This is a genomic window from Thiocapsa sp. (assembly GCF_035467215.1).
Lineage (GTDB): Bacteria > Pseudomonadota > Gammaproteobacteria > Chromatiales > Chromatiaceae > Thiocapsa.
In genome coordinates, this window is the sequence record NZ_DATITZ010000218.1 from 1 (window position 1) to 23,130 (window position 23,130).

The following is a 23,130-nucleotide window of genomic DNA, read 5'->3' on the forward strand; positions in this document are numbered from 1 at the left end:
GATTTCAACAGCGGGCAGATCCTCGCCGAGATGAACGCGGACGAGCGTCTGGAGCCGGCGAGCCTGACCAAGATCATGACGGGCTACGTGGTGTTCCGCGAGATCGCGGCGGGCAAGGTCGCCTTGACCGACAATGCCTACATCAGCGAGCGGGCCTGGCGCACCGGCGGCTCCAAGATGTTCATCGAGGTCGGCAAGCAGGTGTCGATCCAGGACCTGCTGATGGGCATGATCGTTCAGTCGGGCAACGATGCCAGCGTCGCACTGGCCGAGCATGTCGGGGGCAGCGTCGAGGCCTTTGCGGACCTCATGAACGCGCATGCGCAGCGGCTCGGGATGACCGGAAGCCACTTCACCAACCCGCACGGCCTGCCCGATCCGGAGCTCTACATCACCGCGCGCGACATCGCCACGGTCGCCATGGCGATCATCCGTGAGTTTCCCGAGTTCTACGGCTGGTACAGCACGCGCGAATTCACCTTCAACGGGATCACGCAGCAAAACCGCAATCCCATGCTGCGTCGCGACGAGACCGCGGACGGTGTCAAGACAGGCTATACCCAAGCCGCCGGTTACTGCCTGGTATCCTCCTCCAAGCGCGACGACATGCGACTCGTCTCCGTCGTGATGGGATCGCCCACACCCAACGCGCGGGCCGAAGCCAGTCTTGCCCTGATGAATTACGGTTTTCGCTTCTACGAGAGCCATCGCCTGTATCCCGCCGACGAAGCGGTCGAGACATTGCGCGTTTGGATGGGCGACAAGGAGATGCTGCCTGTCGGCCCGGAGGCGGATGTCTTCGCGACCTTCCAGCGCGGGCGCTATCCGGAGCTCGCCGCGCGCCTGGAAAAGGCGGAGGATGGACTGACCGCTCCGATCGCTCGCGGTTCGCAGGTCGGCGAGATCGTGGTCATGCTCGGCGAGGAGGAGCTCAATCGGGTGCCTTTGGTTGCACTCGACGACGTCGGCAAGGGCGGTCTTTGGCAGATGGCCAAGGACAGCGTTCTCAGAATGTTCTGATCGGTTCAGATCGGTAACCAGGTGCGAGATGGCTGAATCCAAGCCCCCGTCGAGACCGATCCCATCGCGGGAGCAGGCCCCGAGACCGGACATGTCCGAATCCGGCAGGTCCGACCCCGACGCCTCCGAGACCCTCTTCGTCTTTCCCTGCCGATTTCCGATCAAGGCGATGGGGCTCGCGGATGCGCGCTTCGAGGCACTGGTGATCGAGATCGTGAGCCGGCATGCACCGCGGCCCGAGGCGGCGGACGTGAGCGCCCGCTTGAGCAGCGGCGGCAAGTGGATCTCGGTGACCCTGACCATCCAGGCGGAAAGCCGCGCGCAGCTCGATGCCATCTATTGCGATCTCACGGCCCACGAGTCGATCGTCTGGGTGATTTAAACCGCGCCCGATGCGGTATGCGTCGTGTGTTGGATTGGCTTGGCCGCGCCGGCTCCGACGACTGTACGGAGCCGGCGCGGTTTAAAGTATAAAAAATATTAAATTTCGAACCGCGCCTCCAAAAAGGTCGGAAAAAACCCTTGAGCCCGACACAACATGGTGATGACGCACTTCACTCTGGACTGAGTGTAAGCGCGGAAAGGGATGGCTCGCGGCCGCTCCTGGTGCGTCGCCTGCCGGGCTATCGGGACTATCTTCCGACCTTGGAGGCGATGCGCGGATTCACCGATCTGCGCGGCCCCGACACCCTCGACGAGCTCTGGCTGCTCGAGCACCCTCCCGTCTTCACGCTCGGTCAAGCCGGCCGCGAGGAGCACCTGCTGGACCCCGGCCCCATCCCGGTTATCAAGGTCGACCGTGGGGGGCAGGTGACCTATCACGGACCCGGACAGCTGGTCGTCTATGTCCTGCTCGATCTGCGTCGCGCGGGACTCGGCGTCAAGCGCTTGGTCGGTCTCCTGGAGCAGTCCGTCATCGACCTGCTCGCAACGCTGGAGGTGGCGGCCGAGCGCCGTGCGGATGCGCCCGGTGTCTATGTCGCGGGTGCCAAGGTCGCCTCGCTGGGTCTGCGCATCCGCAACGGCTGCAGCTATCACGGACTCGCCCTGAACGCGAGCCTGGACCTCGCCCCCTTCGGTCGGATCAACCCTTGCGGTTACCCCGGCCTCGCCGTCACCCGGCTGGTCGACCTGGTCCCGGGCGTGACGATGCCCGAGATCGAAGCCGGCTTGGTTCGTTTGCTCGCCGCCTCGCTCGGGACGACGGCGACGCCGCGCGCGGTTTAAACCGCGTCCAGAGCGAGAGGCTCACCTTCGAGTGAGCTCGACGGCTGGTGCATCCACGGCCCTTAGCGGTGACGCGGTTTAATGCAGGGTTCGGGGCGGCTCCCGTTCACCGTCCTTCACGGGCAGCAAATCGACAAACCTCCCCTTGGCCTCGGTGAAATGCTGGAACTCCGGTCGGCCGAAGGTGCGCTGCGTCGTCGCGATACCCTTCGCCTCGATCGGGATCTGGGTGACCCAGAGTCCGTGTCGGGTCTCGAGTGCGAAGGACGCGACGTCGACGCGGTAGGGGGAGGCACCGATCGAGCCGTATTCCTCGATGATCTCCTTGAACTGCCCGACCTTGTTCGCCGGCAAGGACCAAGCTTCCATGATCATGAAGATAAAGTCCGCCTCGTGCAGCTCGGCGAGGCGGCGAATCACGGCGGCCGCAGCATCCTTCTCCTCGTCCGAGGCCGTACTCAGCAGGACCGGAAAGGTCTCTCCGGTCGTGAGGTTTCCGACGAACGCGAAGGGGCTCAAGCTCTCGCCGCGTTCGAGGATCTCCCTGGCCGTGTCGATCAGCGGGGTAATGATGTCGAGATAGGTTGCGGGAAGTGCGCTCATCGGGAGATGCCTCGAATTAATTCACGCCGGCGACCGGACGCATCTCCTTGTCGCACACACCGCCGACGGCGGCCGTGCGTGTCGTGGCGCTTCCGCGGCAGGACTCGCCTCGATCCTGGATGCTGCAGACGATCTCCACGGGCCTGCCGGACGAGAGCCAGCTCGGAGTCGTACGATAGCGTCCGACGTTGCCCGAACGGCAGCCGCTCGGGATCCCGTAAGGCGGACAGGACTTGGGCGCGCGCAGCGAGACCTTGCGCCCGTCGACGATGAAGCCCGGATAGTTGTTCTCGGCGCGGACGATATCGCGCTCCGGGGTCTCGTCGAAGCGGAACTCCTCGAATCGGTAGCCATCCCCGCTCGCCGGTCCGACCTTGATCCGGGTGTTGGCGATCAGGGCGAAGTCATCCCCGTTGCGCGCGACCGCGCCTGTCATGTACTCGACGCGGTCGTGATTGGGAAAGCACTTACCCATCGCCGGCGCGTGATAGTAGTGACGCATCGAGGTCAGATCGGCCAGACGATTGTCCGGAAAGATCGCCTGCAGATCGCGCTCGCTGCCGAAGAGGATCCGCTCGGCATCCCCGACCGACTGGGTGTACATGGCCTGAAGCTTGGCATAGCGGTCGTTGTCCGCGAGGTCGGGCCGCAGGTAGCAGGCGGTGAGGCCGGAGATCTGGGTCAGGTATTCGTCCCAGATGTTGTATTGGGAGACGGACGAGGAGACGCCCTGGAAGTCACCCGGGAACTTGCACCCCTGCCGGGTCTGACACTGACCGACCGCGCGGTTGCGGATCGAGAGCACGATGATGTTGCGCTCGCAGGCCCCGTAGGCGTTGCAGCCGCGTTCGAGATGGCCCTCGTAGATGGCCGTGCGCATGACGTAGTCGAGATGTTTCGCGCGCGCGAGCGTGGCCTCCGAGCCGAGCCGGCCGTTGCTGCGGATGAAGTCGCCCCAGGCGCGGTCGAGCGCGGCGCGGCGGCCGGTCAGGTTGCGATTCGCACTCTCGCATTGGCTCGAAGCATGGAAGCTGCGCACGATGCGGTCGAGCTCGCTCGCACCGCCCGGGTTGCCGGCTCGGCCGCTCGAGGGCGGATCGAAGAAGGGCGCCTTCTCGAGCGCATAGAGCTCGCGCACGTTGATGACATTCTTCACGCTCGAAGGGCAGTGATGGTTTTGAACCTTCAGCGACTTGCGCGCCGCAACCGCGCTCTTGAAACGATCGGTATCGCTGCGGCTCGCCTTCCTCGGATCGACCACGACCTCGAATCCCACGAACGGCGTCCCGGAGCCGTCGGTCAAGGGCTTGCCGTTTCGGATCATCAGGCAGGGGATCACGGAGGTCCCTTGCGTAAGGGTTCCGGCGGGGGATTTCGCGCCCGAGCGCGCGAAGCTGTCGGCGTTGTAGTAGGGCACCTCCATCGGGCCGTTGAACTTGTAGATGGTCATGACCGGGGTCGCCGGGATGGCCGCCTGAACGGGGATGGACGCGGCTAGCGCAAGGGCGCCGAGCAGATAACGCATTCTTTGGCTCCTGAGATGGATGGGTTGGTGTGCGGGTGTTCGCACTTAAATCGCGCCCGGCGGGGCATGCGATTCGGGACGCGTTTTAGATCAAAGCCTCCCGGCTCGCTTGATCGCGAGATAGCGTTCCACCAAGGCGCCCGGCAGCTGTGCGGGCAGAAGGTCGAGGATTTCGACGCCGAGATGGCGTAAACGCTCCCGATGGTGTCGCCGCGTGTCGAGCCAGCCGTGCACGGCGTGTAAGCGCAGTGCACCATGCAAATCCCTGACCTCGGTCTCCAGACTCCGGTCGAGTGCCGACTCGCGCAGGTCCGCGATCATCAGCAGGTGTCGCCGTCACAGCAGGCGGGCAGCCCGCTCCAGACCGGACTGATCCTCGTCTCGGCTGTTGGTGATCATCACCACCAAGGCCCGTCGTGGCATCCGATGCAGCAGCTCGCGCGCCGCCTGCAGCGGATCGGAAGGCTCAAGGCTCGGCTGGACGTCGTACACCCGTTCGAGCAGCCGGCGCATGGTCTGCGCCTCTTTGCGCGGTGCGCACCAGCGTCGCGACCCGCCGTAGGTCATGAGTCCCACGGCATCGCCGTGCGCGAGTGCGACGAAGGCGACCGTCAGCAGTGCACTCGAGGCCTCGTCCAGATGTGAGCGCCCGGCATCGCGATGGCGCATCCGGCGCCCGGTATCGAGCAGGAAGACGAGATGTCGGTCGCGCTCGTCCTCGTACTCTCGGGCGATAAGCTTACGCATCCGCGCCGTCGCCTTCCAGTCGATCCGTCGTAAACCATCCCCCTGATGGTAATCGCGAAGTTGATGGAACTCCGCCCCTTCGCCGCGTCTGGGTCGGCGTCGCTCCCCGGCAGCGGCGCGCCGATCCTGCATCGCGGGCAGGAGATCGCGACCGACTCGGGCAAGATTCGGGAAGACCCGCAGGGTTGTCGACAGGGTCGGAGTGCGTCGACCGACCCACAGCCCGAGCGGCGAGCGCAAGGCGATCTCGCAGCCCGGGATGGTAAAGCTCCCGCGCTCCGGCGGGGTCAGGCGATAGTCGATCCGTGCGGTTGTGCCGGCCCCGAGAGCGACCTCGCACGGCAGGCCGCTCACCGCAAATGCACTCGGATGCAGGTCATGGAGACGAAACCGAAGGTGTCGGGCCGAGGGGTTGGTCAGCATCAGTCGAACCCGGCCCGGCGCACCGAGCAACAGGATACCGCGGGTGCAGCCGCGCAGCTCGGGCGAGGGCAACCGGGCTAGGGCCAGCAGGTCGGCCGCGCTCAGGACCTCGCGCACGCCCGAGACGTCGAGCCGGTCGCCGACCCGGTCGTGCGTCACCTGCCGCACCATAGCCAGCTCTTCGTCCGCATCCGGGTGATCGACGATGACCTTGAGCAGGAAGCGATCGAGCTGCGCCGCGGGCAGCGGATAGGTCCCGTCGTGCTCGATCGGGTTCTGGGTCGCAAAGACCAGGAAGGGCGGGCTAAGCGCCAGCGGGGTGCCCTCGATCGTCACCTGTTGCTCCTGCATGGCCTCGAGCAGCGCGGCTTGCGTCTTCGCGGGCGCCCGGTTGATCTCGTCGCCGAGCAGCAGGTTGCAGAAGATCGGACCGCGCCGGACCCGGAACGCCCCGCTCTTCATGTCGAAGACGGCATGTCCGGTGACATCGCTCGGCATTAGATCCGGTGTGAACTGGATCCGCGAGAAGCGCCCGCCAACGGCGGCCGCGAGTGCACGCACCAAGAGCGTCTTGCCGACACCAGGCACGCCTTCGAGCAGGACGTGACCGGCCGCGGCCAAGGTGACCACGGACTCATGCACGACCCGCGGTTGGCCCACGAGCGCACAGCCGATGGCGGCTTCGAGCGCCGCCAGTGTGTCGACGCAGCGTTGGACGTCTGCGGACAAGCTCATGTCCCTTCGCTTCACGCGGACTCGTCTGTACCGATCCCAAGCCCGAGCCAGCGCAGATCCAAGGCATAGGGCGTGAGGGCCTCGGGCGGCGGCGTGTGCAGTGTCTCCGGCGCGGGGGGCGATGCGGGCTCGACGACGCAGCGCTCGGCCCGTCGCGCGGCGGCCTCGGCGAGGTCGGCGGGGAGACCGTCGTAGCCGCCGCCGCTCGGTCGCCAGTCGTGCAGGGTGGCGTGAAGGGCATCGGCGTGCGCCGGATGCCAAAGCGTCAGCGACAGCGGGCCTTGGGCGGGCAGTGCGGGGTGTAGACCCTGCCAGGGCACGAAGCTGCGATAGCGCAGACCGAAGACCTTCGCCGGCCCCTGCGGGTCCTGCTCCAAGCGCCAGGGCAGTCGAACGTCGCCGACGGCGATCCGCCAGTCGGCGAAGTCATCCGCCGCCGCCCCCTCGACGGCGCGCAGGCGGATCTCCACGCGCGTCGTGCTCGCGTCCACGAGTCGCGAGGTCTCCTGATCCTGGCGACCGACATCGCCGATCAAAGGCCAGAACTCCAACGCCCGACGAATCGTCAGCTCGCAGTCGCGATGCCGCACGCCGGCAATCAGACGCAGGCTGTTGCGCCTCAGCAGCTCGGCCAAGGGTGCCCCGAGGCCGAGGCCCGCCGTGCTCAGATCGCCGAGCACCTGCTCGAGGTCGCGCTCGAGGTAGTAGGGCAGGGCGAAGCGGTCGTGCAGCGCGTCGCCGTGATCGCACAGCGGGCCGTCGAAGTCTCGGGCGGAGAGCATCGCGATGATGGCGCGCAGCAGTGCGGCGAGCGCCGCGGCGCGCTCGGGCGTGTGCTGCATGCGCAGGGCACGGAGCTCGACCAGACCCAGCTTTCCGCGTCCGGGGATATAGGGATTCCAGAGCTTCTCGATGTTGAGCTCGGCGCGGTGGCTGTTCCCGACGGCGTCGGTCAGCAGTTGCGACAGTCCCGCCCAGAGCGTCTCGGCGTCGGGGGGCGGTCCGCGCTCGAGCAAGGCGAGTGCGAGACCCAGCTCGCGGAAGGCGTCGCGCCCGCGCTCGTCGGCGCGCACCGCTTGCCCGGAGCCGCCGATATGGTCGTGGGCAAAGAGATAGGAGAGTGCCGGGTGTCGGTTTAGATAACGCACCAGGCGCGGCAAGACGCGCGGCGCGACGAAGAAGGGGCTCTCCTGCGGGCCGGGTCCGCCGAAGGTGATCTGTCCTCCCCCGCCCGAGTCCGCAACCGAGCCGTTGTAGTAGAGACGGTAGGGAGCGAGCCCGAGCTCGGTGGTGGCGGCATAGAGCATGCGCGTGGCGGCAAGCAACCCGGTCACGTCGGGGTAGGGCGCCATGTTGATCTCGATCACCGCCGGATCCGGCGTGATCGTGGTCCAGGAGACGCTCGCATCGACGGGGGGCGGGTGGCCGGTCAACAGGAGCGCCGGTAGACCGGCGTTCGTGGCCGCCGTGCCGATCGCCCCGAGACAGCGCGCGAATTGCTCGACCGACGCGCAATCGGGCAGCTCGATTCGGGCCACCTTCGCCCCTTGCCAGGTGATGCGGTCGAGAACGAAGCAGGGCCGTCCGTTGGTGTCGTCGAGAGCATCGTCGGCATGATCGGGGTCCGCAAGCCCTTGATCGAAGAAGTTAGTGGGCGGGTCGTCCTCGACAGCCGCGCCAACGTCGACCGGAAACAAGACGACCACGTGGAGACAGCCCTCGTCTCCGGCGATCGACCTCGCACCGCAGCCAATCCCCCGCAGGCTTGCACAAAGCTCGCTCTGCAGTAAGCCGAGATCGCAGTCGGTGTCGGAGATCGCGCCGAGTGCGGGGTCGGGCGGTCCGTGCCAGACGGGCACGCCGTCGCGCCGGGCGTAGAGACCGAGGCTCCAGCGCGGCCGGTCCTCGCCGGGATACTGCCGGCCCTGGGTGCGCAGGACCAGACCGCCCATCCGACGCTGCAAGGCGCACAAGAGTTGCTCGGCGCGTTTCTCCTTGTCTTCGCCCATGGCGGTGCTCAGCCACTCGGGGGCCTCGGAGAAGCGATCGGTGAAGGTCGGCTCGGTGCCGACCCAGATCGCCGGGCCCATGGCCGCGACGGCGTCATCGTGTGTGCGCACGGCGCGGTCGAAGTCCGTCGTGTCCCAGTCCTGCCGACTCATCGCCTGGCCTCTCCGCGTGGGCTGTTAACGAGGCTGCGGTCATGCTCAGGGGGGTCGTCGTCGAGGTCGAGGCAAGATGCGACGAGCGCCGCACTGACCGGCCGGGGTTCAATACTCTGTGCAGTCTGCGTGATCTCGGAGTGCATGCCCGGCAACCTTGCAAGGCCGGGGTATCGGAATGATCCCCGGTCGATCCAGCGCCGGATCATGCCACGGGTGAAGGCGAGGGCGACAGCCCCGCGGCATCGGGCGAGCGGTAGAGATGCGTTCCTCGTGCGGGTCGTCCCGATGCGGCGCCAACTGCGGCGGCCTCAGAGGCTTGCCCGTGACTTTTTTCGGGACTAGCATCGTGTGCGGAATCCACCCTGGACGACTGAATCTTCGCCTCCTTTTTCACCCGACCCGCGTTTTTCGGTGGTGGGAGCCGCGGGCGGCCCAGTCACCAACGGTCATCCCTTTCTCCGTCGACGAGGACCCTTATGCGTCCGAGCAGCGCGTCCGCGACCCGTTTTCAGGTTGAATTGATCAAGCCGTCGCACTACGACGACGACGGCTATGTGATTCAGTGGCTCAAGGCCTGGATCCCGTCCAACTCGCTCGCGAGCCTCTACGGGCTGACCCGCGCCGCCGACCGATCCCGGGTTTTGGGCGAGGGCGTGCGCATCGAGGTCAACGCCTACGACGAGACCAACACGGTGGTTCCGGTGAAGCGGATCATCGGTCGCATCCAAGGTAACGGCGGTCGGGGTCTGGTATGCCTGGTGGGAGTCCAATCCAATCAGTTCCCCCGCGCGATGGATCTGGCCCGGCGCTTTCGGGCGGCAGGACTTCAGGTCGTGATGGGCGGCTTCCATGTCAGCGGCTCCTTGGCGATGCTCCCGGGCGTCCCCCCGGAGCTGCAGGAGGCTATGGACCTGGGCGTCACCCTCTTTGCCGGCGAGGCCGAGGAGCATTTTGCCGACCTGCTCCGTGCCGCCTATGACCGGCGTCTGGAGCCGCTCTACAACCACATGGCGGAGCTCCCGGACCTGCAGGGCAAGACCATGCCCTATCTCCCGCCCGAAGTGGCGCGGCGCTATGCCCCCATGCCCGGCACCTTCGATGCCGGACGCGGTTGTCCCTTCCTCTGTAGCTTCTGCACCATCATCAACGTGCAGGGGCGCAAGTCCCGCTTCCGCGACCCGGACGACATCGAGCAGCTGCTGCGCGCCAACCTGGCCCACGGCATTCGCCATTACTTCATTACCGACGACAACTTCGCGCGCAACCGCAATTGGGAGCCGATCTTCGATCGGATCGCGGCCCTGCGCCGCGAGCTCGGCGTGAAGCTCAACTTCACCATCCAGGTCGACACCATGTGTCACACCCTGCCGGGGTTCGTAACCAAGGCGCGGGCGGCGGGCGTGTCCAGGGTCTTCATCGGGCTGGAGAGCGTCAACGCGGACAATCTCAAATCCGCGCACAAGAAACAGAACAAGATCGCCAACTACCGCAACATGCTGCTGGCCTGGCAGCAGCAACGCGTGACCACCTATTGCGGCTATATCCTAGGTTTCCCGGACGACACGCCGGAACGCATCTTGAGCGACATCGAGACGATCAAGCGCGAGCTGCCGCTCGATATCCTGGAGTTTTTCTGTCTGACGCCGCTGCCCGGCTCCGCCGACCACCAGGCCCTGCATGCGAAGGGCGCGCCGCTCGACCCGGATCTGAACCGCTACGACCTCGAGCATGTCTGCACGACCCATCCGCGGATGAGCGCGCAGGAGTGGCAGGGCGTCTATCGCCGCGCCTGGGACAGCTACTACTCGATGGCGCACCTGGAGACCCTGATGCGGCGTGCCGCGGCCTTCAACCGCAACCCGAAACGCATCATGGAGATCGCACTGGAGTTTTACGGCTGCTTCAGGTTCGAGCGGGTGCATCCGCTGCAGGGCGGGTTTCTGCGTCGCAAGGTCCGCACGGAGCGGCGCTCGGAGCTGCCGATCGAGCCTGCGTGGGTCTTTTATCCGCGTCGCGTTCGGGAGGTTACGACGACCTACGGCGGCTTGATCGCTTACGCCTGGCGGGTGTGGCGACTGTATCGGCGGGTGAAGGAGGATACGCTGCGACCGGAATACCGCTGCTTCGATCAGGCGATGGAGCCGATCGAGGAGCGGGCCGACGTGAGTCCGGATGTGAGGTCGGCTGCCGCGTGACCGCGGCAGTCCGTGCGGAGGCCGAAGGTGCGCCCGACTGGCGTCCTCCGACCTCCGGGTGGTGCGTTAGGCGGAATGCGCGTTCAGCCACTTCCCGATGGCGGGTGTGACCTCTTTCTGAGCCTTGCCGCTGACATAGATGCCGATGTGGCCGCCCGGAAAGGCGAGCTCGGTGTAGTCGCTGCTGCCGGTCAAGCCCTTCAGCGCCTTGGAGGCATCCGGCGGCACCAGGTGGTCCTGCATCGCATAGATGTTCAGGACCGGGCAGGTGACGTTCTTCAGATCCACTTCCTGACCCGCCAGCATGACGCCGCCGTTGATGAAGCCGTTGCGCTGATAGAAGTCCTTGATGAACTGGCGGAAGGTCTCGCCGGCCTGATCCGGACTGTCGAAGATCCATTTCTCCATGCGCAGGAAGTTCTTCACCTTGTCCGGATCATCGAGCACGTCGACCATGTTGATGTACTTCTGACCGGTCAAGCTGAAGGGCTTGAGCGACAGGAAGGTCCAGTTCAACAGCTCGCCCGGGATATTGCCCATGGTGTCGACCGCGAGGTCGATGTCGACGTTCTGCACCCAAGCCGACAGCAGGTTGTCCGGGGTCTTGAAGTCCACCGGGGTAACCATGGTCACCAGGCTGTTGACCTTGTCCTGATGCATCGAGGTGTACATCAAGCTAAAGGCGCCGCCCTGGAAGATGCCGAGGACGTTGATCTTCTCGACCCCGTGCGCCTCGCGGATATGGTCCACGCAGCGGTCGATGTAGCCGTTGATGTAGTCGTCGAGCGTGATGGCGCGGTCGGCCTGATCCGGGTAACCCCAGTCGATCAGATAGACGTCCTGCCCGGTCGCCAACAGACCCTTGATGGTCGAGCGGTCTTCCTGGATATCGGTCATGTAAGGCCGATTGACCAGGGCGTAGACGATCAGCAGCGGGACCGGGTCGGCGGTCACGCCTTCGGGCGTGTCGTAGCGGTAGAGCACCAGCTTGTCTTCGGTGTAGACCGGTTCCTTCGGGCTCACGCCGGTGTCGATCTTGTCGGCGTTGAGCAGGTTTTCCATGCCTTGGCCGAGCTTGCGCGAATAGTCCAGCATTTCCTGGGTGAGCTTGTCGGGCCGGATATCGATCGGGAGCATCACGGTTCGGTTCCTCGCGGTATTCGTTGAATGCGCGCCTGCGCCGCCCGCTGTATCGGGAGTCCGGAGGGCGCGTGGGTTCTGTGGTGACGGCCCGCGCTAGTCGCCGCTCTTGGTCGCGGCCTTCTTGCGCACCGGCGCCTTGGCGGCGGGTGCGATGGACTTGATGGCCGTTGCGGGCGCCTCGAGCGGGGTTCCGGCGAGGGCCGCAACCTGCCGCTCGAGCGCGTGCAGACTCTGGCTGAGCTTCTTGTTCTCGCGCCGGGTCTCTTGCAGACGATCCTGCAGGGTGCGCAGCTCGTTGCGGCTCGGCATGTTCATGGCGCCGAGGTTCTCGTCGACCAGCACCGCCATGCGCTTCTTCAGGCCCATCTGGGCGTTGACCAGGTGCCCGTGGATCTGGGCGTATTCCGGTGTCGCGACCTCTTCGGCGTAAACGGCCTCGCAGGACATGACCCAATGATCATAGAGCGCGCGCGCCGAATCGATGCTCTTGCCGCTGTCGATGACCTCTTGGATGTAGCCGCCCATCCGCTGCACGGATTTGACGCCGAGCTGGGCATAGAAGCCGTTGTATTCCTGCAGCGCCTTTTGATAATCCATCGAGGCGCGCATCAATTCCTGATACTGGCCCTGCTCCTCGCGGGTGTAGCCCAAACCGGGCGCCGACAGCACGCGGTTCAGATTGTCCTTGACCTGATCGTGCGGCATGTAGCGCAGGGCATCGCCGGGCATCGGCGACATCGAGGACATCATGCGCTGCCAGTTGTCGAGCGGCATCTCCCAAAAGGACATCATGCGTTGCATGACATTGCCGCCGTCGTCCATCGAGCCGCTGAAGCCCTTCTGGATGTCTTCCAGCGCCTTGGTCCAGAACGCCATGCCGTCGGTCGGGGAGGCGGTGTCGCCCGGCTTGCCGGAGGCAAATGCCTCGCCGAAACGGAAGAAGACCTTGCCCTGCTCCATCATCTTCTCCACGAACGCCTTGGAGGCGTCGGGCGCGGCCGGCGCAAGCGCCTTCCACCAATGATCGAGCGCGCTTTCCCAGGGGTTGGTGAGCTCGCCCATCCCGCCCTGCGAGCCCATCGCCTTGCGGCTCATCTCGGTCCAGCTGTCCCAGTACTTGCGTTGCAGATCCATCCAGCTGTCGTTGAAAAAGGTTTCATTACTCATGGTTTTGCCCTCCTTTGGGTCACTTTGCAGCACACGTTAGCACGTCGATTTGTGCACTGCAACAAAGCGGCGTAAGATCGGGGTTGCTCAATCGGCGCAAGCGGGGCATTTTAGATCCCGCGGCCGGGTCTTCACGTCACGACCGGCCACCTCCGAACAAGCGTCCACTCCAAAATTCATAAGGCATTCACACCATGAGCGACAACATCGTCATCGTCGATGCGGGCCGTACCGCAGTCGGCACCTTCGGCGGCAGCCTCTCTTCACTCCCGGCAACCGACATCGGGGCCGCCGTGCTCAAGGCGTTGATGGAGCGCACCGGGATCTCTCCGGATCAGGTCGACGAGGTCATCCTCGGCCAGGTCCTCACCGCCGGCGTGGGCCAGAATCCGGCACGTCAGACGACACTGAACGCGGGTCTTCCGCACTCGGTGCCGGCCATGACCATCAACAAGGTCTGCGGCAGCGGGCTGAAGGCCGTTCATCTGGCGATGCAGGCGGTGGCCTGCGGCGACGCCGACATCGTGATCGCGGGCGGCCAAGAGAGCATGAGCCAGTCCGCACATGTCCTGCCGCGCTCGCGCGAGGGACAGCGCATGGGCGATTGGTCGATGAAGGACACCATGATTGTCGATGGTCTTTGGGATGCCTTCAATCAGTACCACATGGGCGTGACGGCAGAGAACATCGCCAAGAAGTACGAATTCACCCGCAATGCGCAGGATGAGTTTGCGGCTGCATCGCAGCAGAAGGCCGAGGCGGCGATCAAGTCGGGACGTTTTTCCGACGAGATCATTCCGGTCGCCATTCCGCAGCGCAAGGGCGATCCGGTCGTCTTCGCCACGGACGAGTTTCCGCGCCCCGGCACCACGGCCGAGACGCTCGGCAAGCTGCGTCCGGCCTTCGACAAGGCCGGTACGGTCACCGCCGGCAACGCGTCGGGCATCAACGACGGGGCGGCGATGGTCGTCGTCATGAAGGAGTCCAAGGCCAAGGAGCTCGGTCTGAAGCCGATGGCCCGCCTGGTCGCCTTCGCAAGCGCCGGTGTGGATCCGGCCATCATGGGCACCGGCCCGATCCCGGCTTCGACCAAGTGTCTGGAAAAGGCCGGTTGGACGCCCAAGGATCTCGACCTGATCGAGGCCAACGAGGCCTTCGCCGCGCAGGCCATGTCGGTCAATCACGAGATGGGCTGGGATCTGAGCAAGGTCAACGTGAACGGCGGGGCCATCTCCATCGGCCACCCGATCGGCGCGTCCGGTGCTCGGGTGCTGGTGACCCTGCTCTACGAGATGCAGAAGCGCGATGCCAAGAAGGGGCTCGCGACCCTCTGCATCGGCGGCGGGCAAGGCGTGGCGCTGGCCGTCGAGCGGGTCTGATCCGAGCCCGAGCGGGGAGTCCCCCGGCGAAGGATCGCCGGGCCCCGCAGGTCGTACCCCGTCTCGACTGGGGTACACTTCTTCGGACTGAAGGACGAAATGGCCCAGATGCCCATGAACGACGAGCGCATCATCAAGAAGTACCCGAATCGGCGCCTCTACGACACCGAAGTCAGTCGTTACATCACGCTCGCGGACGTGCGTGATCTCGTCATGAGCTGCACCGCCTTCAAGGTGGTCGACACGGCGAACGACAACGACATCACGCGTTCCATCCTGCTGCAGATCATGCTCGAAGAGGAAAGCGGCGGCGAGCCGCTGTTCAGCGCGACCATGTTGTCTCAAATCATCCGCTTCTACGGCGGGACCCTCCAGGGCATGTTCGCGCGCTATCTCGAAGGTTCGCTGGATCTCTTCTCCAAACAGCATCACGAGCTGGTTCGCTCTCTTGGCGAGACTCCGTTCGATGCCATGACCCGGATGACCCAGAAGAACGTCGAGCTGTGGTCCGAGATCCAAGGCGAGTTGATGCGCGCGGCGGGATTCGATCTCGGCGGCAAGCCACGGGGCAAGACCGATCGCAAGACAACGGCACCCGCCGACGCCGATGTCAAAGACCGTGACGGGTCAGCCTGAGCGACGGAGGGTCGACCTGCCGTCACCTCAATGCTTTTGATTGACGGATTCGGGGTTGACAGGGGTTTGCCCGACGACTATTGTGCACTGCAACAATTGCTGCACTGCACAACACATCGGAGCAACTCCCATGACGACCAACGACACACTGAACACCGTCAACGAGCTTACCAACAAGACCGTCGAGCGCATGACCAGCCTTGGCGAGCTGAACGTCCGCATCTTCGAGAAGATGTCGGCGCGTCAGATGGATGCCATGAGCCTCTACATGGAGCACGCCATGCGCATGATGAAGCTGGCGACCGAGTCCAAGGGCTACAATGAGTTCTTCAAGGGCCAGGTCGAGGCTACCAAGGAGCTGAGCGAGCGCGTTCTGGCCGAAGGCAAGACCAGCATGCAGGCCGTCAGCGACGTGCGTGACGACTATCGCACCTGGTTCGAGAAGAACATGGCCGACGTCTCGGCCGACCTGCGCAAGGCTGTCCCGGCTGCCTAATTCGGCAGACCGTTGAGCTCGACTCGGCAGCCCAAGGACGGGCCGCCATTCGCAAGTCTCCTGCACAGGGGGCTTGCGAATGGTTCGTGATCGGAAGATCTTGAACCCCCGTGAGCGGATCGCGCGTTGATCGCTCCGGACCCCGATGAACGACACACCAATAAAAACCCGGAGGAAAGAGACATGGCTCGCATTGCACTCGTGACCGGCGGTATCGGCGGAATCGGCACCTCGATCTGCACGCGTCTGGCGCAGGACGGCTGCACGGTCGTCGCCAATCACCATCCTTCCGAGGCCGCTGCCGCGGAAGCCTGGAAGAAGGATCGCGAGGCCGAAGGTTTCGCCATCGACACCTTCGCTGCCGACGTGTCCTCCTTCGAAGACAGCGCGCGCATGATCAAAGAGATCGCCGAGACGCACGGCCCGGTCGACATTCTAATCAACTGTGCCGGTATTACCCGCGACAAGACCTTCAAGAAGATGGAGCTTGCGCAGTGGGAAGCGGTGATGCGGGTCAACCTGGACAGCGTCTTCAACGTCACGCGCAACGTCTGGGAAGGGATGCTGGATCGTGGCTTCGGTCGGATCATCAACATCTCCTCGGTCAACGGTCAGCGCGGGCAGTTCGGCCAAGCCAACTACTCCGCCGCCAAGGCCGGTATGCACGGCTTCACCATGGCCCTGGCCCAGGAAGGCGCATCCAAGGGTGTCACGGTGAACACCGTCTCGCCCGGCTATGTCGAGACCGCCATGACCTTGGCGATGGACGACACCGTGCGCAACAGCATCATCTCGGGTGTGCCGATGCGCCGCATGGCTCAGCCTGCCGAGATCGCCGCGGCGATCGCCTTCCTGGCCGGCGACGAGAGTGCCTACATTACCGGCGCGAACCTGCCGGTGAACGGCGGCCTCTTCATGCACTGAGGCGCTCGTCACATCTGAACCGCGCCCGGCGCCATTAAGATGGCACTTAGTGCGAGCGACCTCGCTGCAGACAACACACTCGGCGAAGCGCGGTTTAAAGATCGAACGTCGGAATTCAGAACATCGATGTCTTGGGCCTACCGGCCTCCGGCGGAGCCCGAGACCTTAAAGATCGATACCAGTGTCCTCCTCGTCTCTCTCATCATGAGACGTTTCCAGCCCGGCTCCCCGCCGGGCTTTTTTTGCCTCGGGAAATTCCGCTCGGATCGGCTCTGGAAAAAATCCCTCTGAATCCGCTACCCTGTCGACATAGGCATGACCAGGTCGGAGTGGCGGACGACTCGCGACCTCATTGCCCCTCGATGCAGACTCGGCAGCTGTTGGATCAGGATATGACCGACCTCGACACACTCTACAAGATCGATTACTCGGCTTGGGCGGAGCGCCACGTCCAATTGCTGCGTGCCGGGCGTTACTCGGAGCTGGACATCGAGCATCTCTTGGAAGAACTGAGCGACATGGGAAAGAGCGAGCAGCGCGAGCTCGAAAACAGATTGACCATCCTGTTGGCGCATCTGTTGAATTGGGCGTATCAGTATCGAACCCTGTCCGAGCGCTGGCGAGAATTCAAAGGCGACAGTTGGCGCGCGGCTATCATCGAACAGCGCAACCGGTTGGAAAAACTGCTGACACAGGCCACGGGTCTCAAGGCACGATTACCTGCAAACATCGGCGAGGCCTATGCCGATGCTGTTCAGTTGGCCAGCGATGAAAACGGTCTGCCGTCGAGCACCTTCCCGGAACAATGCCCCTACAGCGCCGAGCAACTGTTCGATAAGACCTTCTACCCGGCGCACCCCGAGGGGCAGGCCGAGGCGGGACACGCTGAACCCTGATCGGTCGGCAAGTACCGGAACAACGCCTCGCGACCAGACAAGCCCCGAATTCAACACGACCGAGAACGAGGCCCGTTGATGACCACGATGATTGCAGAGGTGTATGACGCCCTTCTGAGCGCGGGGGCCGATGACGAGAAGGCTCGCGCGGCGGCGAAGGCAATCGCCGAATACAACCGCGATATTTCGGAACTGAGATCGAATCTGGCCCTGTTGAAATGGATGGTCGGGTTCAATCTCGCCTTCACGATGGCGATTCTCTGGAAGGTCTTTTCCTGATGCCTACCCTCGGCAACCTTCAGCTCGACCACTCGCGGGCGATCGCCCGATAACCGATATCGCGCCGGAACTGGCAGCCTTCCCACCGAATATTATCGATGGCTTGGTAGGCCCGGGATTGGGCCTCGGAAACGCTGTTTCCGAGTGCGGTGACGCAGAGGACACGTCCGCCGTTGGTCCGGATCGCCGTTCCATCCGCCGTTGTGCCGGCCTGGAAGACCTTGACGTCCGAGGGCAACTCGGCGTCCAACCCGCTGATCGGGTGGCCGGTCTCGTAGCTGTCCGGATAACCGCCGGCCGCCATGACCACGCCCAGTGCGGGCCGCGGATCCCAGGCGGCTCTGACCTGATCGAGACGACCTTCGATCGCGGCCAGGCATAGCTCGACCAGGTCGGACTCCAGGCGCATCAGCAGCGGCTGGGTCTCGGGGTCGCCGAGCCGGCAGTTGTACTCGAGCACCTTGGGTGTCCCGTCGGCGGCGATCATGAGGCCGGCGTAAAGGAAACCGACATAATGGATACCCTCGGCGGCGAGCCCGGCGACGGTCGGTTCGATCACCTCGCGCATGACACGATTATGGATGTCCGAGGTGACGATCGGAGCCGGTGAATAGGCGCCCATGCCGCCGGTGTTGGGTCCACGGTCGCCGTCGTCGCGGGCTTTGTGATCCTGGGAGGTGGCGAGCGGCAGGATGTGCGCGCCGTCGACCATGACGATGAAGCTTGCCTCCTCGCCGGTCAGGAATTCCTCGATCACCACGCGGTTGCCCGCGCTGCCGAAGCGCCCGGCACCGAGCATGTCCTGCACGGCCGCCTCGGCGGTCGCGAGATCCTCGGCGAGGATGACACCCTTGCCCGCGGCGAGCCCGTCGGCCTTGATCACGATGGGCGCGCCGACCCGACGCAGATAGGCAAGCGCGTGCTCGGTCTCGGTAAAGACGCCATAGGACGCCGTCGGGATACTGTAGTGCGCGAGGAAGTCCTTGGTGAAGGCCTTCGAGCCCTCGAGCTGCGCTGCGTCTCGTGTCGGTCCGAAGCAGCGCAGACCGGCCGCCTTGAAGGCATCGACGACGCCCGCAACAAGCGGTGCCTCCGGGCCGATGATCGTCAGGTCGATTGACTGCTCGGTCGCAAAACGCACCAATGCGGGAATGTCGTCCGCCGCGATCTGCAGATTCTCCACCTTGGGCTCATGCGCGGTTCCGCCGTTGCCGGGCGCAACGTAAACGCGTTCGGCCAGCGGCGATTGTGCGGCCTTCCAGGCGAGGGCATGCTCGCGTCCGCCGTTGCCGACGATCAAGATCTTCATACCTGTCTCTTCACCTTTTAAACCGCGCCCAGCGCGGTATGCGATGTTTTTTGATAGGATCGGCGCCGGCAGATTCCACGACCACTGGAGCCGGCGCGGTTTAAACGATTAAAAAATAAATTATTTTAAACCGCGTCCCGGCTAAGGGTCGTGGATGCAGCAAACGTCGATCTCACTCACGAATCAGCATTTCGCTCCGGACGCGGTTTAAAACGAGACGACGCCGCGCCGACTTGACTGAATGAATTCGACGATGGATTGAGTCTCCGGGCCCGGATACTCCTGCTCGGCTCGGGCGAGTGCCTCGCCCGAGCGCAGGCCGGAGCGGAAGACCAGCCGATAGACGGCCTTGATGCGCGTGCGCTGCTCCTGCGAGAAACCGCCGCGGCGCAAGCCGACCACGTTGAGCCCCACGATGCGCGCCCGATGACCGTCGACCAAGGCGAACGGCGGCACGTCCTGTGCTACCCCCGTCACCCCGGCGACCATCGCATAGGCGCCGATCCGACAGAACTGATGCACGGCGACCTGCCCCGAGAGGAAAGTCCGATCCGCGACCTCGCAATGACCGGCGAGCGTGGCCGTGTTGGCGAAGATGTTGTGATCGCCGACGATGCAGTCGTGCCCCGCATGCGAGAAGGCCATCCAGTAATTGTGACTGCCGATGCGGGTTCCCGCCTCGGACTTGATGCCGCAACTGATGTTCACCCCTTCCTTGAAGTGATTGTGATCGCCGATCACGAGCGGCCGCGCCAGCTCCGGCTTGAAGCCTAAATCCTGAGGCTCCGAGCCGAGCGTCGCCCCGTGACAGACCCGGTTGTGCGCACCCATCCGCGTCGCGCCGTAGATCCGCACGCAGGACTCGATCCGGCAGCCTTCGCCGATGACGGCCCCGGACTCGATGATCGAATAGGGGCCGACACTGACGGAGGGATGCAGGTCGGCGCCGTCTTCGATGATGGCCGTCGGGTGGATGCCCATTGAACCGCGTCCTGTGTGAGTCTAAAGGGGGTATGGCGTCGATCGAGATCGGCGCGTCATGGAAGCTCTGAGTCGACGCGGTTCAAGAGATTAAAAAACTTAAAATATCTTAAATCGCGTCGACTCCGGCGTGGGTTGGTGGCTCCAAGGCCACGCCGCAACGAAAGCAGTGCCTGTCGGCACGGACGCGATTTAATGCCTGAAGTGACGCATTCCCGTAAAGACCATCGCAATCCCGTGCTCGTTTGCCGCGGCGATGGTCTCCTCGTCGCGCATGGAGCCGCCGGGCTGGATGACGGCCGTGATCCCTGCCGCCGCGGCCTGATCGATCCCGTCGCGGAAGGGGAAGAAGGCGTCGGAGGCCATGACCGCGCCTGGCACCGCGAGGCCCGCCTGCTCGGCCTTGATGACGGCGATGCGCGCGGAGTTGACCCGGCTCATCTGGCCCGCACCGACCCCGATGGTCATGCCGTGGCGCCCGTAGACGATGGCGTTTGATTTGACGAACTTGGCGACCCGCCAGGCAAAGAGGAGGTCGGCAAGCTCCTGCTCGCTCGGCGCGCGCTCGGTGACGGTATTCAGCGACGCGGTCAGGCGCAGGTCCGCATCCTGGACCAAGAGCCCGCCGTTGACCCGCTTGAAGTCGAGACGATGGACCAGCTCGCTGTCCCACTCGCCGCATTCGAGCAAGCGGACGTTCTTCTTGGCCGCGACCGCCGCGCTGGCCTCGGCGGTGACGCGGGGCGCGATGATGACCTCGACGAACTGACGCTCGACGATGGTCCGCGCCGTCTCGCCGTCGAGCTCGCCGTTGAAGGCGATGATGCCGCCGAAGGCCGATTCGGGATCGGTGCTGTAGGCGCGCTCGTAGGCCTCGAGCAGGTTGGCGCCCAGGGCGACGCCGCAGGGATTGGCATGCTTGACGATGACACAGGCCGGCCCCTCGGAGAACTGCTTCACGCACTCGAGCGCCGCATCGGTATCGGCGATGTTGTTGTAGGACAGCTCTTTGCCTTGGATCTGGCTGGCGGTGGCGATGCTCGTCTCCAAGTCGCCATGCTCGATATAGAAGGCCGCGTTTTGGTGCGGATTCTCGCCGTAGCGCATCGATTGCCTGCGTGCGAGCTGCAGGCTCAGGGTGCGCGGGAAGGCGCCGGGCACGTCGGTCGCGAGCCGTGCGCCGAGATAGTTGGCGATGGCGCCGTCGTAGCGGGCGGTGTGCTCGAAGGCCTTGACCGCCAGGTCGAAGCGCGTGGCCTCGCTCACCCCGCCGTGCGCGGCGATCTCGGCGGCGATGCGCGGGTAGTCGGCCGAATCCACGACGACGGTGACGCTCGCGTGGTTCTTGGCCGCGGCACGCAGCAGTGTCGGGCCGCCGATGTCGATGTTCTCGATGGCCGTGGCCAGATCGCAGGCCGGATCCGCCACCGTCTGCTCGAAGGGATAGAGGTTCACGACGACCAGGTCGATCGGCTTGATCTCGTTCTCGCGCATCACCCGATCATCGACGCCGCGCCGCCCCAGGATGCCGCCGTGGATGCGCGGGTGCAGGGTCTTGACCCGACCGTCCATCATCTCGGGGAAGCCGGTGTAGTCGGAAACCTCCGTGACGGGGATGCCCTGCTCGGTCAGGAGCCGGGCGGTCCCCCCGGTGGAGAGGATCTCGACACCTTTGGCGGCAAGGTCGCGGGCAAAGGCGGCCAAGCCGGTCTTGTCGGACACGCTGATCAGGGCGCGATGAATGGATGGCATGTGGGTCGATCCGGGTCTGATGATCTGAAAAGGGACGGGCGGTGCCGTCGGCGATGCGGGTTCAGCGCGCGCGCTCGATCCCGTGAGCGACGAGTCGTTTGCGCAGGGTGGCGCGCGTCAAGCCGAGGATCTTCGCGGCGTGGCTCAGGTTGCCGTTGGTATGGTCCAGAACGGTCTCGAACATGGGGCGCTCCACTTCCTCGAGCACCAAGGCGTAAAGGTTGACCACGTCATGGCCCGCCATGTTCTCCAGATAGAAGCGCAGCGCATCCTGCACACATTTGCTCAAGGGGTCGGTGCGATCCGCCTCCACCACCTGCAGCCCGGTCGCGGTCGGTGCGGATACGCTGTCCAGAGCGACTGAATTCATGCTGCTTGATTCTCCGTTTCGGGGCATTGCTCGAAGAACGCGGCGACCCGCGACAACTGCTCCGCCGGGGTTTGTGTCCCGTTGACGATGTCTCTGAAGGCCGCTGCACCCGGTAAGTAACGGCAGTACCAGGAGATGTGTTTGCGTGCGATCCGCACGCCGGCATGGGGGCCGTAAAACCGATACAAGGCATCGAGATGCTCGCGCAGGAGCGCATGGATCAAGTGCCTTTGCGGCTCGACCGGCAGGGTACCCGAGGTCAGGTAAGCCGCGACGTCGCGGAAGATCCAGGGACGCCCCCGGGCCGCGCGTCCGATCATGATAGCATCGGCGCCGGTGCAGTCCAGAACCTGTTTCGCCCGTTCGGGGCTCGCGATGTCGCCGTTGGCGATGAGCGGTATCGTCACGGCTGCGCGGATGGCACGTATCGTGTCGTACTCTGCGGGCACCCCGTAGCTGCAGGCGCGCGTGCGCCCGTGAACGGTCAGGGCGGCGATCCCGGATGCCTGCGCAATCTGAGCAATCCGTACGGCATTGCGGGTCTCGGGCGACCAACCGGTGCGGATCTTCAAGGTGACCGGGACGGCGACCGACGCGACCACCGACTCGAGGATCCGCCCGACCAGGACCTCGTCGCGCAGCAGCGCGGAGCCCGCCGCGCGTTTGCAGACCTTCTTCGCCGGACAGCCCATGTTGATGTCGACGATGTCGGCGCCCAGATCGACATTGATTCGGGCCGCTTCGGCCATGTCGAGCGGATCCGCGCCGACGATCTGCGCCGAGACCGGACCGACCTCGCCTGCATAGTCCAGACGCCGCACCGATTTGCGGGTATCCCAAAGCGCGGTGTTCGACGAGACCATCTCGGCGACCGCAAGCCCCGCCCCCAGGCGCCGACAGAGCGCCCGGAACGGCCGATCGCTGATTCCGGCCATCGGCGCAAGGATCAGGTTGTTTTCGAATCGGTATGGGCCGATGGCGAATGCGCGTTGCATGGAAGACTCATTGCAGGATCTGGATTGGAATCGATCGATGTGCGGCGTAGTGGTTTGATCATACTCCCGGCCGACGCGCATGGAGTGCGGTCTCCCGAGGATCGACGAGTTGCGCTTGACCCGCCCGCCGTCAGGCCAGCGCAAAACGCCGACGACACGTCGG

Annotated in this window: 22 protein-coding genes; 10 read left to right on the forward strand and 12 right to left on the reverse strand. The window is 64.6% G+C overall.

Annotation, left to right across the window (positions count from 1 at the left end; translation table 11 throughout):
- The 3 genes from VLR48_RS12150 to lipB form a co-directional block, all read left to right on the forward strand.
- The coding region (locus VLR48_RS12150) for a D-alanyl-D-alanine carboxypeptidase family protein (RefSeq protein WP_325292040.1) at positions 1–1,020 on the forward strand (1,020 nt) is incomplete at its 5' end.
- Positions 1,021–1,111: 91 nt separating this feature from the next.
- The gene (locus tag VLR48_RS12155) at positions 1,112–1,402 is read left to right on the forward strand and encodes a DUF493 domain-containing protein (RefSeq protein ID WP_325292041.1); all 291 of its coding nucleotides are present in this window, start codon (positions 1,112–1,114) and stop codon (positions 1,400–1,402) included.
- Between the two features lie 182 nt (positions 1,403–1,584).
- Positions 1,585–2,247 (forward strand): lipoyl(octanoyl) transferase LipB, encoded by a 663-nt coding sequence (lipB, locus tag VLR48_RS12160; protein ID WP_325292077.1) that lies wholly within the window; start codon positions 1,585–1,587, stop codon positions 2,245–2,247.
- A 78-nt stretch (positions 2,248–2,325) separates the two neighbouring features.
- Here the strand turns inward: lipB and VLR48_RS12165 are convergent, their stop codons facing one another.
- The 5 genes from VLR48_RS12165 to VLR48_RS12185 all read right to left on the reverse strand — a co-directional run bounded on the left by VLR48_RS12165 (position 2,326) and on the right by VLR48_RS12185 (position 8,442).
- Positions 2,326–2,850: a hypothetical protein gene (locus tag VLR48_RS12165; protein WP_325292042.1), complete on the reverse strand. Its 525-nt coding sequence runs from the start codon at positions 2,848–2,850 to the stop codon at positions 2,326–2,328.
- Between the two features lie 16 nt (positions 2,851–2,866).
- Positions 2,867–4,375: a hypothetical protein gene (locus tag VLR48_RS12170; RefSeq protein WP_325292043.1), complete on the reverse strand. Its 1,509-nt coding sequence runs from the start codon at positions 4,373–4,375 to the stop codon at positions 2,867–2,869.
- 90 nt (positions 4,376–4,465) lie between these two features.
- The gene (locus tag VLR48_RS12175) at positions 4,466–4,696 is read right to left on the reverse strand and encodes a hypothetical protein (protein ID WP_325292044.1); all 231 of its coding nucleotides are present in this window, start codon (positions 4,694–4,696) and stop codon (positions 4,466–4,468) included.
- Positions 4,697–4,711: 15 nt separating this feature from the next.
- Positions 4,712–6,280: an AAA family ATPase gene (locus tag VLR48_RS12180; RefSeq protein WP_325292045.1), complete on the reverse strand. Its 1,569-nt coding sequence runs from the start codon at positions 6,278–6,280 to the stop codon at positions 4,712–4,714.
- Between the two features lie 11 nt (positions 6,281–6,291).
- The gene (locus VLR48_RS12185) at positions 6,292–8,442 is read right to left on the reverse strand and encodes a transglutaminase family protein (RefSeq protein WP_325292046.1); all 2,151 of its coding nucleotides are present in this window, start codon (positions 8,440–8,442) and stop codon (positions 6,292–6,294) included.
- Positions 8,443–8,921: 479 nt separating this feature from the next.
- On the opposite strand from VLR48_RS12185, the gene VLR48_RS12190 reads away from it, so the two are divergent.
- A complete protein-coding gene (locus tag VLR48_RS12190) occupies positions 8,922–10,640 on the forward strand; it encodes a B12-binding domain-containing radical SAM protein (RefSeq protein ID WP_325292047.1) in 1,719 nt (572 codons plus the stop codon).
- Between the two features lie 66 nt (positions 10,641–10,706).
- On the opposite strand, the gene VLR48_RS12195 is transcribed toward VLR48_RS12190, so the two are convergent.
- On the reverse strand, positions 10,707–11,777 hold the full coding sequence (locus VLR48_RS12195; protein WP_325292048.1) for a class III poly(R)-hydroxyalkanoic acid synthase subunit PhaC: 1,071 nt from the start codon (positions 11,775–11,777) through the stop codon (positions 10,707–10,709).
- Positions 11,778–11,876: 99 nt separating this feature from the next.
- On the reverse strand, positions 11,877–12,950 hold the full coding sequence (gene phaE / locus VLR48_RS12200) for a class III poly(R)-hydroxyalkanoic acid synthase subunit PhaE (protein ID WP_325292049.1): 1,074 nt from the start codon (positions 12,948–12,950) through the stop codon (positions 11,877–11,879).
- A gap of 194 nt (positions 12,951–13,144) precedes the next feature.
- On the opposite strand from phaE, the gene VLR48_RS12205 reads away from it, so the two are divergent.
- From VLR48_RS12205 to VLR48_RS12230, 6 genes are all read left to right on the forward strand, one after another.
- Positions 13,145–14,329 carry an acetyl-CoA C-acetyltransferase gene (locus VLR48_RS12205; RefSeq protein WP_325292050.1) on the forward strand — a complete coding sequence of 395 codons (1,185 nt, stop codon included), beginning with the start codon at positions 13,145–13,147 and terminating at the stop codon, positions 14,327–14,329.
- Between the two features lie 114 nt (positions 14,330–14,443).
- Positions 14,444–14,965, forward strand: coding sequence for a polyhydroxyalkanoate synthesis repressor PhaR (gene phaR, locus VLR48_RS12210; RefSeq protein WP_325292078.1), 522 nt, complete (start codon positions 14,444–14,446; stop codon positions 14,963–14,965).
- Between the two features lie 130 nt (positions 14,966–15,095).
- Positions 15,096–15,461: a phasin family protein gene (locus VLR48_RS12215; protein ID WP_325292051.1), complete on the forward strand. Its 366-nt coding sequence runs from the start codon at positions 15,096–15,098 to the stop codon at positions 15,459–15,461.
- Positions 15,462–15,644: 183 nt separating this feature from the next.
- Positions 15,645–16,385 (forward strand): acetoacetyl-CoA reductase, encoded by a 741-nt coding sequence (gene phbB / locus VLR48_RS12220; RefSeq protein WP_325292052.1) that lies wholly within the window; start codon positions 15,645–15,647, stop codon positions 16,383–16,385.
- Positions 16,386–16,777: 392 nt separating this feature from the next.
- Positions 16,778–17,281, forward strand: a complete 504-nt coding sequence (locus VLR48_RS12225; RefSeq protein ID WP_325292053.1) for a DUF29 domain-containing protein — start codon at positions 16,778–16,780, stop codon at positions 17,279–17,281.
- Between the two features lie 78 nt (positions 17,282–17,359).
- Entirely contained in the window at positions 17,360–17,560 is a 201-nt protein-coding gene (locus VLR48_RS12230; RefSeq protein WP_139052925.1) for an integrase, read from the forward strand.
- Between the two features lie 19 nt (positions 17,561–17,579).
- Here the strand turns inward: VLR48_RS12230 and purD are convergent, their stop codons facing one another.
- From purD to dusB, 5 genes are all read right to left on the reverse strand, one after another.
- A complete protein-coding gene (gene purD, locus VLR48_RS12235; protein ID WP_325292054.1) occupies positions 17,580–18,869 on the reverse strand; it encodes a phosphoribosylamine--glycine ligase in 1,290 nt (429 codons plus the stop codon).
- A gap of 207 nt (positions 18,870–19,076) precedes the next feature.
- Positions 19,077–19,850: an acyl-ACP--UDP-N-acetylglucosamine O-acyltransferase gene (lpxA, locus tag VLR48_RS12240; protein WP_325292055.1), complete on the reverse strand. Its 774-nt coding sequence runs from the start codon at positions 19,848–19,850 to the stop codon at positions 19,077–19,079.
- A 192-nt stretch (positions 19,851–20,042) separates the two neighbouring features.
- Positions 20,043–21,602, reverse strand: coding sequence for a bifunctional phosphoribosylaminoimidazolecarboxamide formyltransferase/IMP cyclohydrolase (purH, locus tag VLR48_RS12245; RefSeq protein ID WP_325292056.1), 1,560 nt, complete (start codon positions 21,600–21,602; stop codon positions 20,043–20,045).
- Positions 21,603–21,663: 61 nt separating this feature from the next.
- On the reverse strand, positions 21,664–21,972 hold the full coding sequence (locus tag VLR48_RS12250) for a helix-turn-helix domain-containing protein (RefSeq protein ID WP_325292057.1): 309 nt from the start codon (positions 21,970–21,972) through the stop codon (positions 21,664–21,666).
- Positions 21,969–22,967: a tRNA dihydrouridine synthase DusB gene (gene dusB, locus VLR48_RS12255; RefSeq protein WP_325292058.1), complete on the reverse strand. Its 999-nt coding sequence runs from the start codon at positions 22,965–22,967 to the stop codon at positions 21,969–21,971. Before dusB ends, VLR48_RS12250 begins: the two co-directional genes overlap by 4 nt.
- Positions 22,968–23,130: the final 163 nt, after the last annotated feature.

What these genes read in the sequence shown, in the direction of transcription:
- VLR48_RS12165 (WP_325292042.1), bottom strand. Translation starts at nt 2,850, where the DNA reads ATGAGCGCACTTCCCGCAACCTATCTCGACATCATTACCCCGCTGATC.
- VLR48_RS12190 (WP_325292047.1), top strand. Translation starts at nt 8,922, where the DNA reads ATGCGTCCGAGCAGCGCGTCCGCGACCCGTTTTCAGGTTGAATTGATC.
- VLR48_RS12175 (WP_325292044.1), bottom strand. Translation starts at nt 4,696, where the DNA reads ATGATCGCGGACCTGCGCGAGTCGGCACTCGACCGGAGTCTGGAGACC.
- VLR48_RS12230 (WP_139052925.1), top strand. Translation starts at nt 17,360, where the DNA reads ATGACCACGATGATTGCAGAGGTGTATGACGCCCTTCTGAGCGCGGGG.
- VLR48_RS12170 (WP_325292043.1), bottom strand. Translation starts at nt 4,375, where the DNA reads ATGCGTTATCTGCTCGGCGCCCTTGCGCTAGCCGCGTCCATCCCCGTT.
- purH (WP_325292056.1), bottom strand. Translation starts at nt 21,602, where the DNA reads ATGCCATCCATTCATCGCGCCCTGATCAGCGTGTCCGACAAGACCGGC.
- VLR48_RS12185 (WP_325292046.1), bottom strand. Translation starts at nt 8,442, where the DNA reads ATGAGTCGGCAGGACTGGGACACGACGGACTTCGACCGCGCCGTGCGC.
- dusB (WP_325292058.1), bottom strand. Translation starts at nt 22,967, where the DNA reads ATGCAACGCGCATTCGCCATCGGCCCATACCGATTCGAAAACAACCTG.
- VLR48_RS12250 (WP_325292057.1), bottom strand. Translation starts at nt 21,972, where the DNA reads ATGAATTCAGTCGCTCTGGACAGCGTATCCGCACCGACCGCGACCGGG.
- VLR48_RS12225 (WP_325292053.1), top strand. Translation starts at nt 16,778, where the DNA reads ATGACCGACCTCGACACACTCTACAAGATCGATTACTCGGCTTGGGCG.
- VLR48_RS12215 (WP_325292051.1), top strand. Translation starts at nt 15,096, where the DNA reads ATGACGACCAACGACACACTGAACACCGTCAACGAGCTTACCAACAAG.
- VLR48_RS12195 (WP_325292048.1), bottom strand. Translation starts at nt 11,777, where the DNA reads ATGCTCCCGATCGATATCCGGCCCGACAAGCTCACCCAGGAAATGCTG.
- VLR48_RS12205 (WP_325292050.1), top strand. Translation starts at nt 13,145, where the DNA reads ATGAGCGACAACATCGTCATCGTCGATGCGGGCCGTACCGCAGTCGGC.
- VLR48_RS12180 (WP_325292045.1), bottom strand. Translation starts at nt 6,280, where the DNA reads ATGAGCTTGTCCGCAGACGTCCAACGCTGCGTCGACACACTGGCGGCG.
- phbB (WP_325292052.1), top strand. Translation starts at nt 15,645, where the DNA reads ATGGCTCGCATTGCACTCGTGACCGGCGGTATCGGCGGAATCGGCACC.
- purD (WP_325292054.1), bottom strand. Translation starts at nt 18,869, where the DNA reads ATGAAGATCTTGATCGTCGGCAACGGCGGACGCGAGCATGCCCTCGCC.
- VLR48_RS12155 (WP_325292041.1), top strand. Translation starts at nt 1,112, where the DNA reads ATGTCCGAATCCGGCAGGTCCGACCCCGACGCCTCCGAGACCCTCTTC.
- phaR (WP_325292078.1), top strand. Translation starts at nt 14,444, where the DNA reads ATGAACGACGAGCGCATCATCAAGAAGTACCCGAATCGGCGCCTCTAC.
- lpxA (WP_325292055.1), bottom strand. Translation starts at nt 19,850, where the DNA reads ATGGGCATCCACCCGACGGCCATCATCGAAGACGGCGCCGACCTGCAT.
- phaE (WP_325292049.1), bottom strand. Translation starts at nt 12,950, where the DNA reads ATGAGTAATGAAACCTTTTTCAACGACAGCTGGATGGATCTGCAACGC.